The sequence below is a fragment of the [Mycobacterium] manitobense genome (genome assembly GCF_025821665.1).
Taxonomy (GTDB): Bacteria; Actinomycetota; Actinomycetes; order Mycobacteriales; family Mycobacteriaceae; genus Mycobacterium; species Mycobacterium arseniciresistens.
Map to the genome: position 1 here is coordinate 1 of NZ_JACKSJ010000133.1, position 17871 is coordinate 17871.

At 70.2% G+C, this 17871-nt stretch carries 16 protein-coding genes and 2 pseudogenes; 12 read left to right on the forward strand and 6 right to left on the reverse strand.

The features are described 5' to 3' along the window. A pseudogene (locus H7I41_RS16420) lies at nucleotides 1–1468 on the reverse strand (septum formation family protein); the annotation flags it as partial. Between the two features lie 157 nt (nucleotides 1469–1625). Here H7I41_RS16420 and H7I41_RS16425 point away from each other — a divergent pair. The 6 genes from H7I41_RS16425 to H7I41_RS16450 all read left to right on the forward strand — a co-directional run bounded on the left by H7I41_RS16425 (nucleotide 1626) and on the right by H7I41_RS16450 (nucleotide 6857). Continuing rightward, a complete protein-coding gene (locus tag H7I41_RS16425; RefSeq protein WP_264013686.1) occupies nucleotides 1626–1973 on the forward strand; it encodes an ankyrin repeat domain-containing protein in 348 nt (115 codons plus the stop codon). Between the two features lie 11 nt (nucleotides 1974–1984). Continuing rightward, nucleotides 1985–3238, forward strand: a complete 1254-nt coding sequence (gene serS, locus H7I41_RS16430) for a serine--tRNA ligase (RefSeq protein WP_264013671.1) — start codon at nucleotides 1985–1987, stop codon at nucleotides 3236–3238. Continuing rightward, nucleotides 3235–4041 (forward strand): DUF5718 family protein, encoded by an 807-nt coding sequence (locus H7I41_RS16435; RefSeq protein ID WP_264013672.1) that lies wholly within the window; start codon nucleotides 3235–3237, stop codon nucleotides 4039–4041. Before serS ends, H7I41_RS16435 begins: the two co-directional genes overlap by 4 nt. 14 nt (nucleotides 4042–4055) lie before the next feature. Next, a complete protein-coding gene (locus H7I41_RS16440) occupies nucleotides 4056–5048 on the forward strand; it encodes an MOSC domain-containing protein (RefSeq protein ID WP_264013673.1) in 993 nt (330 codons plus the stop codon). A 65-nt stretch (nucleotides 5049–5113) separates the two neighbouring features. Further along, complete coding sequence (locus H7I41_RS16445) at nucleotides 5114–6259, forward strand: zinc-dependent alcohol dehydrogenase (RefSeq protein WP_264013674.1); 1146 nt, start codon at nucleotides 5114–5116, stop codon at nucleotides 6257–6259. 31 nt (nucleotides 6260–6290) lie between these two features. Beyond that, the gene (locus H7I41_RS16450) at nucleotides 6291–6857 is read left to right on the forward strand and encodes a hypothetical protein (protein ID WP_264013675.1); all 567 of its coding nucleotides are present in this window, start codon (nucleotides 6291–6293) and stop codon (nucleotides 6855–6857) included. Here the strand turns inward: H7I41_RS16450 and H7I41_RS16455 are convergent. From H7I41_RS16455 to H7I41_RS16465, 3 genes are read right to left on the reverse strand one after another with little or no spacing between them, the layout of a single operon-like run. Then, nucleotides 6847–7305 (reverse strand): GAF domain-containing protein, encoded by a 459-nt coding sequence (locus H7I41_RS16455; protein WP_264013676.1) that lies wholly within the window; start codon nucleotides 7303–7305, stop codon nucleotides 6847–6849. The two genes, H7I41_RS16450 and H7I41_RS16455, sit on opposite strands and share 11 nt — an antisense overlap. 20 nt (nucleotides 7306–7325) lie before the next feature. Then, the gene (locus H7I41_RS16460) at nucleotides 7326–7661 is read right to left on the reverse strand and encodes a hypothetical protein (RefSeq protein ID WP_264013677.1); all 336 of its coding nucleotides are present in this window, start codon (nucleotides 7659–7661) and stop codon (nucleotides 7326–7328) included. Next, nucleotides 7658–9208 carry an MBL fold metallo-hydrolase gene (locus H7I41_RS16465; protein WP_264013678.1) on the reverse strand — a complete coding sequence of 517 codons (1551 nt, stop codon included), beginning with the start codon at nucleotides 9206–9208 and terminating at the stop codon, nucleotides 7658–7660. Before H7I41_RS16465 ends, H7I41_RS16460 begins: the two co-directional genes overlap by 4 nt. A gap of 130 nt (nucleotides 9209–9338) precedes the next feature. On the opposite strand from H7I41_RS16465, the gene H7I41_RS16470 reads away from it, so the two are divergent. From H7I41_RS16470 to H7I41_RS16480, 3 genes are read left to right on the forward strand one after another with little or no spacing between them, the layout of a single operon-like run. Beyond that, a complete protein-coding gene (locus H7I41_RS16470) occupies nucleotides 9339–10124 on the forward strand; it encodes a lysophospholipid acyltransferase family protein (protein WP_264013679.1) in 786 nt (261 codons plus the stop codon). A 5-nt stretch (nucleotides 10125–10129) separates the two neighbouring features. Beyond that, the gene (locus tag H7I41_RS16475) at nucleotides 10130–10891 is read left to right on the forward strand and encodes a lysophospholipid acyltransferase family protein (RefSeq protein ID WP_264013680.1); all 762 of its coding nucleotides are present in this window, start codon (nucleotides 10130–10132) and stop codon (nucleotides 10889–10891) included. Then, nucleotides 10888–11703, forward strand: a complete 816-nt coding sequence (locus H7I41_RS16480; RefSeq protein WP_264013681.1) for an HAD family hydrolase — start codon at nucleotides 10888–10890, stop codon at nucleotides 11701–11703. Before H7I41_RS16475 ends, H7I41_RS16480 begins: the two co-directional genes overlap by 4 nt. Before the next feature lie 12 nt (nucleotides 11704–11715). On the opposite strand, the gene H7I41_RS16485 is transcribed toward H7I41_RS16480, so the two are convergent. Beyond that, the gene (locus H7I41_RS16485; protein ID WP_264013682.1) at nucleotides 11716–13332 is read right to left on the reverse strand and encodes an N-acetylmuramoyl-L-alanine amidase; all 1617 of its coding nucleotides are present in this window, start codon (nucleotides 13330–13332) and stop codon (nucleotides 11716–11718) included. A gap of 129 nt (nucleotides 13333–13461) precedes the next feature. Beyond that, nucleotides 13462–14325 (reverse strand): hypothetical protein, encoded by an 864-nt coding sequence (locus H7I41_RS16490; protein ID WP_264013683.1) that lies wholly within the window; start codon nucleotides 14323–14325, stop codon nucleotides 13462–13464. 262 nt (nucleotides 14326–14587) lie between these two features. Here H7I41_RS16490 and glf point away from each other — a divergent pair, with 262 nt between their 5' ends. From glf to H7I41_RS16505, 3 genes and pseudogenes are all read left to right on the forward strand, one after another. Then, entirely contained in the window at nucleotides 14588–15832 is a 1245-nt protein-coding gene (gene glf / locus H7I41_RS16495; protein WP_264013684.1) for a UDP-galactopyranose mutase, read from the forward strand. Further along, nucleotides 15829–17796 carry a glycosyltransferase gene (locus tag H7I41_RS16500; protein ID WP_264013685.1) on the forward strand — a complete coding sequence of 656 codons (1968 nt, stop codon included), beginning with the start codon at nucleotides 15829–15831 and terminating at the stop codon, nucleotides 17794–17796. The genes glf and H7I41_RS16500 overlap by 4 nt, the downstream gene beginning before the upstream one ends. Further along, nucleotides 17793–17871 (forward strand): annotated as a pseudogene (locus tag H7I41_RS16505) (phosphatase PAP2 family protein); the annotation flags it as partial. The gene H7I41_RS16500 and the pseudogene H7I41_RS16505, both read left to right, overlap by 4 nt.

Consider the following 17871-nt stretch of genomic DNA (forward strand, 5'->3'; position numbering starts at 1 on the left):
GCGGCCGCGGGTGGTGGCGGCACTGCCTCGGGTGGCGGCGGCGCGCCCGGCGGCGGCGCCGGTGCGGGCGGCGCGCCGTTGAGGAAGGTGTTGCCCCCGCCGGGCGGGGCGTCGGCGGGCGGCGAATCGGCGCCGGTGCGGGCGGCGCGCCGTTGAGGAAGGTGTTGCCCCCGCCGGGCGGGGCGTCGGCGGGCGGCGAATCGCCCGGTGCGGGCGCGGTGCCCTGCTGCGGTCCGTGCTGGGTGCCGTCGGACTCGCTGCCCGAGTCGCTCGAACCGCTGGAACTCGAGTCATCGGTGGTCTGCGACGACGAATCCGACGAGGAACTGGATGACGAGTCGGACGAGGAGTCCGACGACGAGCCCGACGACGTGTCGACGGCGTCGGGGAACGGGATCGGCGGCAGATTCAGCCGTTCCTCGGGGATGTCGGGCGGGGGCACCGGCGGCTGACCGTTGATCTGTAGCGGGCCCTTGGCACTGTTGAGCAGCGTCGACCAGCCGCCGTTACCGAGCGTCGCGCCGATGCTGCACGACACCTGATGGCTGCCCGCCGCCCAGCTGGGCAGCGAGATCGTGCTGTAGATCAGGGTCAGGGTGGTGCTGCGCAACTGGATCGGCGCCAGGTAGGCGTCGGTCATCCGGGTGCAGGCGTCCTTGATGAACGCGTCCTGCTCCGGCTCCGGCGGAAGGCCGGCGGGGAACTTCTCGGCGAGGTTCACCGAGCCGGTGACCTCCATCGCGTGCGGCGCCGCGCAGTCGACGGGGATGTCGGTCGGCTGGTTGGTCGACGGGTCGATGCCGAGGCAGGTGCCCGCAGGCCACACCTTGGACTGGTCGATCTCGGCGACCTTGCCCTGGAACGCCAGCTGCTGGTTGTTGGGGCCGGGCAGCTGCAGCCCGCACAGCATCCGCCGCTCGCCGTTCTGGCGCCACGCCTTGTCGCCGGACCACAGCATGCTGACGGTGAACCGGCTGTTCGGGTCGAACCGCTGCCCGAGGTAGCGTCGCACCGCCGGCTGGCACTGCTCCTGGCTGATCTGCTGGATGCGCGCGGTCGACGGGGGCGGGGCCTCCGGGCCGTACTCGCTGCCCGGGAACGTGCGCATGTCGACCGACTCGGCCACCTCGAAGCGGTGCTCACTGCTGCAGTCGACGATCTCGGCTGCGTCGGGGGTGCGGTCCGGCCAGTTCAGGCAGTCGCCGTCCTTGGCGTGGTTGAACGTGTCGTTGCCGCGCGGTCCCAGGCTGATGGCACTGGCGTTGAGGCCCATGCCGTTGGCACCCTCGCTGCGGGGCAGCGCGGTGATCAGTCCGGCGATCAGCAGCCCGCCCAGCGCCGTCAGTAGCAGGGCGCGACGGGTCGAAGCGGCCTGCAGACTGTGCCACCATGCCACCCGCTGTCCGGGCGCATCGGGCCCGTCGGCGAGCGGGTCGTGGTGCTCTGGTGCCTCCAACATCCGCTCCATTGTGACAGGCGTGTCAGGTGCTGTGACAAGTGATGCAGTTGTAACGTTATGGGGTTGTGTTGGGAGCCCTGCTCAGCGCGCTAGGTTGACCGGTGTGCCGGCACCCGACGAGGACATCGATCCGGCGCTGAGCGAGCTCGCCGGCCGCCTCTTCGACATGGCCCGCCGCGGCGACGCCGACACGCTCGCCGCCTACCTCGACGCCGGTGTGCCCGTCGATCTCACCAACGGCAAGGGCGACACCCTGCTGATGCTGGCGGCCTACCACGGCCACCCGCGCACCGTACGGGTGCTCGTAGACCGAGGCGCCGACGTCGACCGGCCCAATGACCGCGGACAGACCCCGCTGGCCGGGGCGGTGTTCAAGGGCGAGGACGCGATCGTCGGACTGCTGCTCGACGCCGGCGCCGACCCGCAGGCCGGCGCGCCGAGCGCGGCGGACACGGCGCGGGTCTTCGGCCAGACCGGCTACCTCCAGATGTTCGCGGCCACCGGCCGAAAGTAGGGTTGGCACCCGTGATCGACCTCAAGCTGCTGCGCGAGAACCCGGACGTCGTACGAGCCTCGCAGCGCGCACGCGGTGAGGACCCCGACCTGGTCGACGCGCTGCTGCGCGCGGACACCGCCCGCCGTGCGGCGGTCTCGGCGGCCGACAACCTGCGCGCCGAGCAGAAGTCGGCGAGCAAGCAGGTCGGCAAGGCGTCACCGGAGGAGCGGCCAGCGCTGCTCGACCACGCCAGGGCGCTGGCCGACAAGGTCAAGGCCGCCGAGGCGCAGCAGGCCGAGGCCGACGTCGCCGTTACCGCCGCGCACATGGCCATCTCCAACGTCGTGATCGACGGGGTGCCGGCCGGCGGCGAGGACGACTTCACGGTCCTCGAGACCGTCGGTGAACCGCCGCGCCTCGATGACCCGAAGGATCACCTCGAACTCGGCGAGGCGCTCGGGCTGATCGACATGGAACGCGGCGCCAAGGTGTCCGGTTCGCGGTTCTACTTCCTCACCGGCGCAGGGGCACTGCTGCAACTCGGGCTGATGCAGCTCGCCGTCCGGCTGGCAGGAGACAACGGCTTCACCCTCGTCATCCCGCCGGTGCTGGTGCGTCCCGAGGTGATGGCGGGCACCGGCTTCCTCGGCGCGCACGCCGACGAGGTCTACCACCTGGAGGCCGACGACATGTACCTCGTCGGCACCTCCGAGGTGCCGCTGGCCGGCTACCACGCCGACGAGATCCTCGACCTGTCCGCCGGGCCGCGCCGCTACGCGGGCTGGTCGTCGTGCTTCCGCCGCGAGGCGGGCAGCTACGGCAAGGACACCCGCGGCATCATCCGGGTGCACCAGTTCGACAAGGTCGAGGGCTTCGTCTACTGCCGCCCCGACGAGGCCGAGGCCGAACACGAGCGGCTGCTGGGCTGGCAGCGCCGGATGCTCGAGCTGATCGGGGTGCCGTACCGGGTGATCGACATCGCCGCGGGCGACCTCGGTTCGTCGGCCGCCCGCAAGTTCGACTGCGAGGCCTGGGTGCCCACCCAGCAGACCTACCGCGAGCTCACGTCCACCTCCAACTGCACCACGTTCCAGGCGCGCAGGCTGGCGATCCGCTACCGCGACGACAACGGCAAGCCCCAGATCGCGGCGACCCTCAACGGCACCCTGGCCACCACCCGGTGGCTGGTGGCCATACTGGAGAACCACCAACAACCCGACGGCAGCGTCCGCGTCCCCGAGGCGCTGGTGCCGTTCGTCGGCAGGGAGGTACTGGAACCGTGATCGACCTCGAACTCGACGAACTGCGTTCCTGGTTCGGCTTCGGCGTAGCGGGCAACTTCGCCGGTCACCTCGAACAGGCAGGCGAGGCAGTGGATTTCGTCAATGTGACGTCTGAAGGCGTTGCGCCCAAGGGCATCTTCCCCTGGTACGCGCCGGGCAGCGACGGATTCCTCAACGAGTTCCCGCTGTCGCACGACTCGATCGTGTTGCCCACCAGTGACACTCCGCTCAACCTGCAGATCGAGCCCGAGGTCGGGCTGGCCTGCCGGGTCAAGTGGAACGGCGACACGGTCGCGAGCCTGGAGCCGTTCGCCCTCGGTGCGTTCAACGACTGCTCGATCCGTCGCCCCGGCGCACCCAAGATCAGCCACAAGAAGAACTGGGGCCCGGCCTCCAAAGGCGTGGCCGCGCAGTTCTTCGACATCAGCGACCTGACACCGGACGGACCCACCGCGACGCTGCGGCTGGTCTGCTACCTGCGGGACGGAGACGGCAAGGAGCACGAGTATGGCGTCGACAGCCCGCTGCTCGGCTACTCCTACTACGGCGAGGTGCTGCTGGACTGGGTGGTCGAGCGGCTGGCCAACCAGAAGGGTTCGGCCGACACGCCGCTCGAAAATGTCGGCGCGCTGATGGTGGCGTCGGGGCACCCCGAGCACGTCCTGATCGGCATCGGCGCGACGCGCTACACCGAACTCGGCGAGTCGACGTTCCTGCAGGCCGGCGACCAGGCCATCGTCCGGGTCTACGACACCGAATCGGACACGATGTCCGAACTCCGCCAAACCGTCTCGTCCCGCTGAAACCGGAGGCTGCCATGACCTCGACGACGGTCAGCGAGCTGTGGCGCTTCCCGGTCAAGTCGATGGGCGGTGGCCGGGTGGACCACGTCCGGGTGGACGCCCGCGGGGTGCACGCCGACCGGTTGTGGGCGGTGCGCGACCTCGATAAGGACATCACCGCGACGGCCCGGCGGATCCCCGCACTGCTGGGCTGCTCGGCCCGCTACGCCGAGGAACCCGGGCCCGATGCGGGCCCCGGCAACGCGCCGCCGGTGGTGATCACGCTGCCCGACGGCTCCGAGCACACCAGCGACGACCCGCGCATCGACGCGCTGCTCTCCGAGGTCGCCGGGCGGCCGGTGTGCCTCACGGCGTTGCCGCCCGCCGACGACACCAGCGCCCACCGGCTCTCGGTCCAGCAGAGCCGGGCCAATTTCGCCGCCGCGGAGGTCCGCCGGGACTTCGGCCTCGGCGAAACCGACCCGCTGCCCGACACGTCGGTGTTCACCACCCGGCAGGTGCTCACGCTGGCGCGCTTCTCGACGCCGCCCGGCACGTTCGTCGACCTCGGCGCGGTCCACCTGCTCAGCACCAACAGCCTGGCCGCGCTGTCGGCCGACGGTGCGCCCTACGACGTACGCCGGTTCCGGCCGAACATCCTGGTCACCGTCGACGGGTCGGGCGGCGAGTTCCCCGAGGCCGAATGGACCGGCGCGACACTGCAGATCGGCTCGTCGACGCTGCGCGTCACCATCCCGACCATCCGGTGCGCGGTGCCGACCCGGCCGCAACCCGGGGTGGACACCGACCGGGCACTGGGCCGCAGGCTCTCCGACCGCACCAACCGCTTCCTCGGGGTGTACCTCGACGTCGCCACCCCCGGGATCGTGCGGGTGGGCGACGTGGTGTCCGTGCACCGGGCCGCACCGCCGGGACCGCTGCACCGCGCCGCGGCCGCGGCCGGACGCACCGCCAAGCGCCGGATGCAGCAGGTGCTCGAGGCGACGGTGCTGCGCGGACAGAACTGAGTCGCCGCAGGGTTTCGCCGCCCCGGTGCCGGGTACCGCGTCGGGACCCGACACGAGGAGTCCCCATGCGAGCGATGGTCTACCGCGGCCCGTACAAGGTGCGGGTGGAGGAGAAGGACATCCCGCCGATCGAGCATCCCAACGATGCGATCGTCAAGGTGCAGCTCGCCGCCATCTGCGGCTCTGATCTGCACCTCTACCACGGCATGATGCCCGACACCCGGGTCGGCATGACGTTCGGCCACGAGTTCATCGGCGTCGTGCACGACGTCGGCCCGTCGGTGCAGAATCTCAAGCCCGGTGACCGCGTCATGGTGCCGTTCAACATCTACTGCGGGTCGTGCTTCTTCTGCGCCCGCGGCCTGTACTCGAACTGCCACAACGTCAATCCCAACGCCACGGCCGTCGGCGGCATCTACGGCTACTCGCATACCTGCGGCGGATACGACGGCGGCCAGGCCGAGTTCGTCCGGGTGCCGTTCGCCGACGTCGGCCCGGCATCGATCCCGGACTGGATGTCCGACGAGGACGCGCTCATGTGCACCGATGCGCTGGCCACCGGGTACTTCGGCGCGCAGCTCGGCGACATCGTCGAGGGCGACGTCGTCGCGGTGTTCGGCGCCGGGCCGGTCGGCCTGTACGCCGCCGCGTCGGCGTGGCTGATGGGCGCGGGCCGGGTGATCGTGATCGACCACCTGGAGTACCGGCTGGAGAAGGCCCGCACCTTCGCCCACGCCGAGACCCGCAACTTCGCCGAGTACGACGACATCGTCGTCGAGATGAAGAAGGCGACCGGCTATCTGGGCGCGGACGTGGTGATCGACGCGGTGGGTGCCGAGGCGGACGGCAACCTCCTGCAGCATGTGGCCGCCGCGAAGCTCAAGCTGCAGGGCGGCTCCCCGATCGCGCTGAACTGGGCCATCGACTCCGTGCGCAAGGGCGGGACGGTGTCGGTGATGGGCGCCTACGGGCCGATCTTCAGCGCGGTCAAGTTCGGCGACGCGATGAACAAGGGCCTGACGCTGCGGATGAACCAGTGCCCGGTCAAGCGTCAGTGGCCGCGGCTGTTCTCGCACATCCAGAACGGCTACCTCAAGCCCAGTGAGCTGATCACACACCGGATTCCGTTGGAGCACATCGCCGAGGGCTACCACGTCTTTTCCGCCAAACTCGACGGCTGCATCAAGCCGGTCGTCGTACCCGCCGCCTGAACCGACCGAGCCGCGTGAGCAGGAGCCAGCCATGACCTACACCGCCGATCACCCGCCCGTCCCGTCCTCGGAAGAATTGCGGGCCCGCATCCCCGGCTGGGGCGCCGACCTCGACCCGAAGGACCGGCCGTCGGTGCCGAAGCTGCGCTTCCTGGAGACCGGTGCGCACTGGGACTTCCCGGACCGCCAACTGGAGCTGCAGCCGCGCGAGCGGTCGATCGAGCACCAGTTCCTCACACCCGTGTTCGGCACGTCGACGCCGACGCGAGGCCTGTCGGGTGCGATCCGCCGCTACGCCTACGGCAGGTTCAGCGAGGGTCGGGCCGCGCACTGGCTGCTGCTGATCGCCGCGGACCGGGTGGACGCCGTCGAAAGCCATGCGCTGGCACTGGCGAAGGGTCATCCGGACAACCCGATCACCGAGTCGGGCATCAAGACCGAGTTCACCTACAACGGCCTGGCGGCGCGCACCGGCACCCGGCGGGTCGACCGCAACCACGCGTGGATGGATCCCGTGCTCGTCGCCGGGCCGTGGGTGCTCACCGGGGTCCTCGGCACCCGCGCGGTCAGGCGGGTGGCGCGGCGGGTCAGGCGGTAGCCCGGTCCCAGATCCGCTGTGTCTGCACGGCGACGCCCGCGTCATGGGTGCGCTGGAAGTTCCGGCCGCCACGCTCGAACGTCGCGATGACGGCGGGCGGCACCGCCGGCTCGGACAACGGCGCGTCCACCCATCGGCAGGCCCGCACGTGCACGAGATCGACGGCGGCCGCCTCGGCTGCGCCGTCGTAACGGTAGGGACCCGTGATCCGGCCCAGCCGGAACAGGCCGTCCCCGTCGCGGGTCCACACGAACGAGCCCTCGTCGACGGCGGCGAAGCGCTCGATGCGGCGCGCCAGCCGCTCGTCGTGCTGCTCGGCGGCCAGCGTCACCGCCGCCCGCAGATCGGCGGGCGCGGGCGTCAGCACCCCGCCGAAACCGCAGCGGGACAATGAGAATGCCCGGTCGAGGGCGGTCTGCGGGTCCAGGTCGTCACGCCGCGACCGCATCGGCGCCCGGTAGACCGCTGTCAGCGCTGCCCCAGTAGATCGTCGAGAATCGCGACCAGCGCCTCGGGGCGTTCCGGGGTGAACGCGGGACGCCACCGGTTGTCCTCGACGTCGAGGGTGACCAGCGTGCTCTTCAGCGGCCTGCGGACGTCGAGCGGCAACCACAGCCGCAGATCCGAACTGCCCCAGAGCCGGCAGCGCTGCAGCAGGTCCAGCGGACGCGCCTGGTAGCCGCGGATCGACCGCAGCGGGATGACCTTCGACGTGCCGGACGGGAAGTGGTAGCGGCGCAGGGTGATCGCGTACTGGTCGAGCTGCACCAGCCCGTCGTCATAGTGCTGCTGCGGTGCGCTCACAGCGCGCGGCTCCGCAGCTCGTGGCCCTTGGTGGTCAGGCACCGGCCGGTCTCGAGGTTCCACTGCCAGCCGTGCAGGTTGCAGGTCAGCGTCTTGCCCTCGACCACGCCGAACTTCGACAGGTCGGCCTTCAGATGCGGGCAGCGGCGCTGGAATTCGTAGCCGTCCATGGTGATCGACGCGGAGTCGTCGTGCGCCTCGGCGAACCACCCGTCGGCGTAGGCCACCCGCTCGTCGGTCAGGCATTTGAAGAATGTGTAGAGGTATTCGTTGTACCCGCCGACGCGCCACGCCGTGAATCGGGTGGACAGGAAGATGGTGTTCACCCAGTCCGGTTCGGCGTCACGCAGCACGGTGCGCACCAGCTCCGGCGCGATTTCGAAGCCGTATCGGAACTTCTCGTCCGGGATCGGTTCGCGGACAACCCGTTTCGGGAAGTCAATCACAACGGTTTCACGGCCCATCCGCAACTCCACCGGATAGCCGATGCCGTCGCAGATCTGGTCGCTCTGCAGCATGATCGGCTCGAAGCGCGCCCGCAGCGGCTCGAGCAGCGGCTCGCCCTCGGCGGGCGCCCAGCGGGCCTTCTCGGCGGCCAGCACCGGCGCCATCCGCTCGGCGTAGGCCGCGATGTAGTCGGCCTTGCCGGTGGTGAAGATGGCCTCCACCTCGTCGTCGGGCAGCGGATGGGTCAGCGAGTTCAATTGTGAGCCGGTGAGATCCGCCGTCGAGCCGGGCATCATCAGCAGGCCGCGGTCGTGGCCGTGCCTGCGCATCTGATCCAGGAACACCATTTGGTCGGGGAAGATGTTCGCGGGATCGCCGTGGTCGTCGTTGAGGTGGCGCAGCTCGGGGTCCAGGAAGCACGGCGGCCCCGCCGACGGCACCACCCACGTCGCCCCGACCTGGGCGATGTACTGCCGGCAGCGGTCCATCTGGCGCTGCCGCTTCTGGATGCCGAACGCCTCCTTGGCCCGGGCAGGCATGTCGTAGACCATCGGGTACCAGATCGCGCCGGAGAACTGCAGCATGTGCACGTCGACGTGGCCGAAGTCGGCGGCCAGCACGTCGAGGTCGACCGGCCGGGCGTCGTTCATGTTGAAGGCCACGGTCTCGCCGTCGTCGACCACCAGGCCGGAGTCGCCGATGGGCCCGTCGGCGGGCGCCCTCAGCGCGATGATCATCACACCGAGTTCGCCCTTGGGGCCGCTGATGTCGTGGCGCACCGAGTCGGTGGTCTCGAAGAACCGGTGGAAGCCCAGTTCCTCCAGTGCGCGGCGCAGGTCGGGCACCGGGTAGTCCGGCAGCAGGACCGTTGCGTCCTTGTTGACGTACGTGCGCAGGGTGTCCGGATCGAAGTGGTCTTTGTGCAGGTGGGAGACGTAGAGGTAGTCGACGTCGCCCAGCATCGCCCAGTCCAGGCCGGTGTTGTCGGGGAACGGGAACCAGGAGCCGAAGTAGGCGGGGTTGACCCAGGGGTCGCACAGGATGCTGCCGGCACGTGTGTCGATCCGGAAGCCGGCGTGGCCGACGCTTGTGACCTGCACTGATGCCCTTTCCACGGGTGCGCTGTTCGGTATCGAGCTTAACGGGAGTGCGGCGCTTCGCCTGCCACGGCCGCGGGCGCGGGCACCGGCGCGCCGAGTGGGGCCCACGCCGCGCACTACTCTGGCAACCGTGGAACCGGTATACGGAACTGTCATCCAGCTGGCCCGCCTGGCCTGGCGGCTTCAGGGGCTGAAGTTCACGGTCACCGGGGTGGAGAACCTGCCCGCGACGGGCGGCGCGGTGGTGGCCATCAACCACACCAGCTACTTCGACTTCACCTTCGCCGGCCTTCCCGCCTACCGGCAGAAGAAGGGCCGCAAGGTGCGGTTCATGGCCAAGCGCGAGGTGTTCGACCACAAGATCACCGGCCCGGTCATGCGCAGCCTGCGCCACATCGAGGTGGACCGCGACAGCGGGGCGGCGTCGTTCGACGCGGCCTGCGCGGCCCTGAAGGCCGGTGAGCTGGTCGGCGTGTACCCCGAGGCCACGATCAGCCGCAGCTTCGAGATCAAGCAGTTCAAGTCGGGGGCGGCCCGGATGGCCATCGCGGCGGGTGTGCCGATCGTGCCGCACATCGTGTGGGGCGCCCAGCGCATCTGGACCAAGGGCCACCCGAAGAACCTGTACCGGCCGAAGGTGCCGATCACGGTGGCCGTCGGTGAGCCGATCGAGCCGACGCTGCCCGCGCACGAGCTGACCGCGCTGCTGCATTCGCGGATGCAGCACCTGCTGGAGCGGGTCCAGGAGTCCTACGGCCCGCACCCGCCCGGCGAGTTCTGGGTGCCGCACCGGCTCGGCGGCGGTGCGCCGTCGCTGGCGGAGGCCAACCGGATGGATGCCGAGGAAGCCGCGGAGAAGGCCGCCGCGCGGGCCCGACGGACCGAGGAGCCGGGACCCGCCGGAGCGCCGGGGTAGCGCTCATGGAACCGGTGTATCGGACGTTGGAGCTCGTGGCCGCCACGGCCGTGCGCGCCACCGGGTCCCGGATCGGGTTTCACGGCCTGGAGAACATCCCGGCGACCGGTGGCGCCGTGGTGGCGATCAACCACACGGGCTACGTGGACTGGCTGCCCGCGGGGCTGGCCGCGCGCCGGCGCGGTCGGCGGCTGCGCTTCATGATCAAGGCCGAGATGCAGGACGTCCGGCTGGTCGGCTTCCTGATCAAACGGACCGGGACCATCCCGGTGGACCGGCGGGCCGGGGCGGGCGCCTACGCGGTGGCGGTGCGGCAATTGCGCGAGGGTGAGCTGGTGGCCGTCTATCCGGAGGCCACCATCAGCCGCAGCTTCGAGCTCAAGGGCTTCAAGACCGGCGCGGCCCGGATGGCGCTCGAGGCGCAGGTGCCGATCGTGCCGATGATCATCTGGGGCGTCCACCGGTTGTGGACCAAGGATCATCCGAAGGCGTTGGGCCGCAAGAAGATACCGATCGAGGTGTGTGTCGGTGCGCCGATCGCTCCGCAGGGCGACGCCACCGCGATGGAAGCCGCGATGCGCGAGTCGATGACGGCCCTGCTGGATCGGGTACAGACGGAGTATCCCCATCCCGAGGGCGCATACTGGGTGCCTCGCCGGCTTGGTGGCACGGCGCCGACCCACGAGGAAGCAGCACGCCTCGATGAGGCCGAACTCGCCGAGCGGGCCCGCAGGCGTGCCGAACGCGACGCCAGGAGCCGTAGATGACGCTGCCCGCATTGATCGCCACCGATGTGGACGGCACGCTGCTCGACGACGACGAGAAGGTGTCCCCCCGCACCCGTGCCGCCGTGCACGCCGCCGTCGCCGCCGGCGCGGTCTTCGTGCTGGCCACCGGGCGTCCGCCGCGCTGGATCCATCCCGTCGTCGACGGCCTCGGGCTGGCGCCGATGGCCGTGTGCGCCAACGGTGCCGTCATCTACGACCCGTCGACCGACCGGATCGTTTCCGCCCGCACGCTGTCCGCCGATGTGCTGGGCGAGCTGGCCGAGATCGCGGCCCGGGTGATCCCGGGCGTGGGGCTGGCCGTGGAGCGGGTGGGCCTCTCGGCCCACGACGCCGCGACGCCGCAGTTCGTCAGCTCGCCCGGCTACGAGCATGCGTGGCTCAACCCGGACAACACCGAGGTGTCGGTGGAGGACCTGCTCAGCGCGCCCGCGGTGAAGCTGCTGATCCGCAAGGCCGGGGCGCGCAGCGCCGACATGGTGGCGGCGCTGGCCCCGCACATCGGCCTGCAGGGCGACCTCACGTACTCCACCAACAACGGCCTGGTCGAGGTGGTGCCGCTGGGCATCAGCAAGGCCACCGGCATCGAGGAGCTGACCCGCCCGCTCGGCCTGGTCGCCGGCGACGTGGTGACCTTCGGCGACATGCCCAACGACGTCCCGATGCTGCGGTGGGCCGGCCTCGGCGTGGCGATGGGCAACGCGCACCCGGATGCGGTCGCGGCGGCCGACGAGGTGACCGCCCCCAACGTCGACGACGGGGTGGCCCGGGTGCTCGAACGCTGGTGGCTCTGAGTCCCTACGGCTCTAGGGGTCGATCGCGCGCGGCGCGGTGAAGCGTTCCAGCTGTACCGGCGGGTGGTCGGCGGACGGCGGCGGCAACTCGAGCGGCACCCCGTCGATCACCCGGGTGATGCTGCCCTTCTCCCGGTCGAAGTTGAGCGTGCCGTGCTGGAAGTTCTGCACGATCCACTGCGGTTCGGGGATCTCGGCGCTGGTGGGCAGGCCGAGCGCGCCGCGCTCGAAGCCCAGTGCGCCCCAGGCGTCGTAGATCGCGCCCGCGACCGGGTTGGCGCCGGTGGACGGGGACCAGTAGACCGCGCCGCGCTGGAACCGGACATAGCGCGCGTCACCGGCGCCCGCGGCCTCCGGTGTGGTCGGTGCGCCGAGGGGTCCGGCCATGCCGCCCATCTGGTCCCAGCGGGCGAAGATCGCGCCGCCGCGCAGTGATTCGGCGAGGTCCTCCGGCCCGGGCGGCCGGTTGAAGCGGGCGGCGATGTCGCGCAGCTGGTTCATCGCCGCGTAGGCCGCGTTGCCGGGGCACTCGGTGTTGCCGACGTCGCGGTGGGTGAAGATCGCGGGCAGCCTTGGGGCGGCGCCGCGCGGGAAGTGGGTGAAGGAACCGCCCGCGGAGGTGAGCACGACGCTGCCGCGCGGGTCGACGTGGTCGAGGCCGAGTTTCCAGCCGAGCAGCCGGCCGGTGGTGCGCAGCTGGATGGGGGTGGGCGGCACCTTCTCGAAGTTGCCCATCATCGCCACTCCCCAGGTGTCGACGTTGAAGCCGCCGGTGTGGGAGCCCTCGACGGGACGGTCCACGCCGCCTGCCCGTCCCTCGAACACCTGCCCGTACTTGTCGACCATGGCGTTGTAGGCGACGTCGCACCAGCCCAGCGTGCGGGTGTGGTACGCGTAGATCGACCGGACGATGCCCGCGGAATCCTGCGGGGCGTAGTCGTTGCTGCCCGCGGTGTGGTGCACCACGCCGGCGCGCACCCGGCTGTCGTAGCGGGGGGCGCCGCACCGCATCGACTCGTCGGCGCCCCACTGGCCGCGGGAGATGACGTTGGGCGGCACGCCGGGTGCGGTGACGGCACTGGGCAGCGGGGCGAGGTCCACCGGCGCCTGCGGCGGGCTGATCAGCACCGCGTTGATGTTCTGGGCGAACGGCTGCTCCACCGTGGCGGGCAGGTAGCCGAGGTCGGCGTGCGGCTTGCCCTGCGGAACGGCGCTCGGCGGCGCGTCGAGCGGGCGGGTGACGGCGATCTGCACGGTTGTGGTGCGGCCGACGAACACCGGTTCGGTGCCGCGCACGCCCGCCGACTCCTCGCCGACGCCGTCGAGCGCCTCGGCCTCGTACCAGGGGCCCCATGACCCGTCGGCCTTCTTGGCCCTGACGCGGGCCGAGGTGCCGGTCAGGTCGTCGGAGGTGAGGGCGACCAGGGAGAACGGGGTGTCCTGGTGGATCTCGCGGATGGTCTCTCCGCCGCCGAGGCCGGCCAGCGGCTGTTCGGCCAGCTTGGGCGCCTCGATGCCGGGGGCGTCGTCGCGGTCACCGGGCAGGCCGTCGACCGCCAGTGGTAGCAGCAGCGCGGTCGCCGCGACCGCGGTGAAGAGGATCGACGGCGCAGGGCGGCGGGACAGCACGGACTGATGTTACGTATGTGTCAGTTGTTACCAGTGTTTCGACACGTTCAAACATTCGACGGAATTTCCGGGACCCCTGCAACGGCACCGCAGAGCATGGGCGTCTGCGGTGCCGTTCGGGGCCAGGTCTTATGCGGGTGGCGCGGGAGGCGCCGGCGCGGGGGCCGGTGGCGGCACCGCACCCTTCATCGCCGACGTGATCGCCGGCATCACCATGCCCTTGAGCAGGTCGATGGCCTGCCCGGCACCGAGTTGGTTCGCGGCGCTCGAGAGATCGCCGATGATTCCCGTACTGCCGGTGCTGACCGGGCTGGCCGCGGCCAGCGACGGGTCACCCAGGATCGGGTAGCTGCCCAGTGCCGGATCGGCGATCGGCGCCGAGATCGGGATCTCACCCGGCAGGCCGAGGCCCGGAGTGCTCGAGATCGGGGCCAGCGCGGGGTCGAGGCCGGGCGTGGTCAGGCCCGGCGCGGCCGCCGGGTTGGTGAGCCCGGGGCTGGTCAGCGCGGGATTGGTCAACCCCGCGTCGGCCAGGCCCGGTGCGGTCGCGGTCACCGGCGGCACGCTCAAGCCGGGCGTGGTCAGCCCCGGCGTGGTGAGTGCGGGCGTGGTCAGGCCGGGGGCCCCCGGTGCGGTCAGGCCCGGCGTGGTGAGTCCCGGTGCGGTCAGGCCCGGTGCGGTCAGACCGGGAGACGCCAGCGCCGGAGAGGTCAGCGACGGCGAGGCCAGCGACGGGCTCGGGGTCGAACCGGTCAGCACCCCTGTGGGCGACGGCGGCAGGTTGATGCCGAACTGCGACAGGCCCTGGGAGAGCGCGCCGATCAGCTCGCTCGGGAGATCGGTGACCATCGCGGCCTGGACGAATTCACGGTGTTGGGGTGCGTTCCGGTCGGACAGGTCGGAAACGGCGATCACTGCGGCTGGACTTGCGACGGCCAGGGCGGCGAACGCGCTCATGGCTGTCGAGAGCTTGCGTCGACGTCTGTTCGGCACGAAAGTCTCCTCAATACATGGACTACATAAGGTCAGTGCTCGTGCGGTACCGGCGGGTGCCCGGCCGATGCGGGTGTCCGGCTCCCGACGATGTCCGAAGGTCCGGAGGCCGACGTGATCGATGGTACTGGTGTGACTAGTGTGAATAGAGTGACGATATGGAATCGTGAGCTAATCGCGACCTTGCACCGCTGACACCGGGGCGGCGACGCGAGGGACGGTAGGACGGGCCGGCCGCCGGGGTCCGATACCCTGGCTGCCGATGACCGCTCCAGATTCCCGGGTAGCACCGGCCAGCCAGCCGGGGCGCGCCGGACACTTCGACCTGATCGTCGTCGGTTCCGGATTCTTCGGCTTGACCATCGCCGAGCGCGCGGCCACCCAACTCGACAAGCGCGTCCTGGTGCTCGACCGCAGGCCGCACATCGGCGGCAACGCCTACTCCGAGGCCGAGCCGCAGACCGGTATCGAGGTGCACCGCTACGGTGCCCACCTGTTCCACACCTCCAACCAGAGGGTCTGGGACTACGTCCGGCAGTTCACCGACTTCACCGGCTACCAGCACCGCGTCTTCGCGCTGCACAGCGGGCAGGCCTATCCGCTGCCGATGGGGCTCGGGCTGGTCTCGCAGTTCTTCGGCCGCTACTTCACCCCCGACGAGGCGCGCGCGCTGATCGCCGAGCAGTCCGCCGAGATCGACACCGCCGACGCGCAGAACCTCGAGGAGAAGGCGATCTCGCTGATCGGGCGGCCGCTCTACGAGGCCTTCATCAAGCACTACACCGCCAAGCAGTGGCAGACCGACCCCAAGGAACTGCCGGCGGCCAACATCACCCGGCTGCCCGTCCGGTACACCTTCGAGAACCGGTACTTCAACGACACCTACGAGGGCCTGCCGGTCGACGGCTACACCGCGTGGCTGAAGAACATGGCTGCTGACGACCGCATCGAGGTACGGCTCGACACCGACTGGTTCGACGTCCGCGCTCGCCTGCGTGCCGAGAGCCCGGACGCGCCGGTGATCTACACCGGCCCGCTGGACCGCTACTTCGACTACGCCGAGGGCAGGCTCGGGTGGCGCACGCTCGACTTCGAGCAGGAAGTGGTGGACACCGGCGATTTCCAGGGCACACCGGTGATGAACTACAGCGACCCCGAGGTGCCCTACACCCGCATCCACGAGTTCCGGCACTTCCACCCGGAGCGGGCGTACCCGACCGACAAGACCGTCATCATGCGGGAGTTCTCCCGCTTCGCCGATGACGACGACGAGCCCTACTACCCGATCAACACCGAGGCCGACCGTGCGCTGCTGGCCGTTTACCGCACCCGGGCCAGGGCCGAGACGGCTTCCGCCAAAGTGCTCTTCGGCGGTCGGCTGGGCACCTACCAGTACCTCGACATGCACATGGCCATCGCCAGTGCGCTCAACATGTACGACAACGTCCTGGCGCCGCACCTCCGCGACGGCGCCCCGCTGACTCAGAGCGAGAGCACCGAACAATGAGTGACATCCCCACCGGCGCACTGGATGCCGAGAAGCCCAAGTCGGTCAGCCTGCTGTCGCGGGTGATACTGCCGCGCCCGGGCGAACCGCTCGACGTCCGCAAGCTCTACATCGAGGAGTCGACCACCAACGCGCGGCGCGCGCATGCGCCCACCCGCACCACGCTGGAGATCGGCGCGGAGTCCGAGGTGTCGTTCGCGACGTACTTCAACGCCTTCCCCGCGAGCTACTGGCGGCGCTGGTCGACGCTCGACTCGGTGGTGCTGCGCGTCGAACTGGTCGGCAGCGCCCGCGTCGACGTGTACCGCTCCAAGGCCACCGGCGCGCGGATCACCGTCGGCGGCACCGAGGCGGTCAGCCCGGACGCCGACACCCCCGCGGTCGTCGAGTTCGAGATCGGCCTCGACCCGTTCGAGGACGGCGGCTGGATCTGGTTCGACATCACCACCAACGCCAGCGTCGCGCTGCACAGCGCGGGCTGGTACGCACCGACCGCCGCACCGGGACGGGCCAACGTCGCCGTCGGTATCCCGACCTTCAACCGGCCCGCGGATTGCGTCAACGCCTTGGCCGCGCTGACGTCGGACCCGCTGGTCGACGAGGTGATCAGCGCGGTCATCGTGTCCGACCAGGGCACCAGCAAGGCCAAGGACCATCCCGGATTCGCCGCGGCCGCCGCGGGATTGGGTGACCGCCTCACCATTCATAACCAGCCCAACCTCGGTGGCTCCGGCGGCTACAGCCGGGTGATGTACGAGGCGCTGAAGAACACCGACTGCGAACAGATCCTGTTCATGGACGACGACATCCGCGTCGAGCCCGACTCGATCCTGCGGGCGCTGGCGATGAACCGGTTCGCGAAGGTCCCGACACTGGTCGGCGGACAGATGCTGAACCTGCAGGAGCCGAGTCACCTGCACGTGATGGGCGAGATGGTCGACGCCGAGAACTTCATGTGGACCAACGCGATCAACACCGAATACGACCACAACTTCGCCAAGTACGCGCTGAGCGACGAGGAGAGCCTGCGCAGCCGGCTGCTGCACCGCCGCATCGATGTCGACTACAACGGCTGGTGGATGTGCATGATCCCGCGCCAGGTCGCCGAGGAGCTCGGCCAGCCGCTGCCGCTGTTCATCAAGTGGGATGACGCCGAGTATGGCCTGCGCGCAGGCGAACACGGCTACCCCACCGTCACCCTGCCCGGTGCGGCGATCTGGCACATGGCGTGGAGCGACAAGGACGACGCGATCGACTGGCAGGCCTACTTCCACCTGCGCAACCGCCTCGTGGTGGCGGCGATGCACTGGGACGGCAACATCTCGGGGCTGATCGCCAGCCACCTGAAGGCCACGATCAAACACCTTCTGTGCCTTGAGTATTCGACGGTCGCCATCCAGAACAAGGCGATGGACGACTTCCTCGCGGGCCCCGAGCACATCTTCTCGATCCTGGAGTCCGCGCTGCCCGACATCCGCGCGATGCGCCAGCAGTACCCCGACGCGGTGGTGTTGCCGAGCGCGACCGCGCTGCCGACGCCGTCGGACAAGCGGTGGCGCAAGAAGATCAAGATCCCGGTGGGTTCGGTGGCGATCGGGACGGGGCTCGTCCGGGGTGTCGCGCACCAGCTCAAGGCGCACGACCCGGAGCACCACCGCAGGCCCCAGATCAACGTCGCCACCCAGGACGCGCGTTGGTTCTCGTTGAGCAAGGTCGACGGCGTCACCGTCACCACCGCCGACGGCCGCGGGGTGGTCTACCGCCAGCGCGACCGGGAGAAGATGTACGAACTGCTGCGGGAGTCGCTGAAACGTCAGGCGCTGCTCGCCCGCAGGTTCAACCGGATGCGCAAGGTCTACCGCGACGCACTGCCGGTGCTGGCGAGCAAGCAGAAGTGGGAAGAGGTCCTGCTGCCCAGCCTCGACGGTTCCGCAGAGGCGCAGCCCGCGCCCGCCGGCAAATGACGGAACCGCCGCGGGGCGAGGACGCCGCGCTGGTGGCCGTGCAGGCGGCGCTGGCCGGCCGGCCCGGCGTCCTGG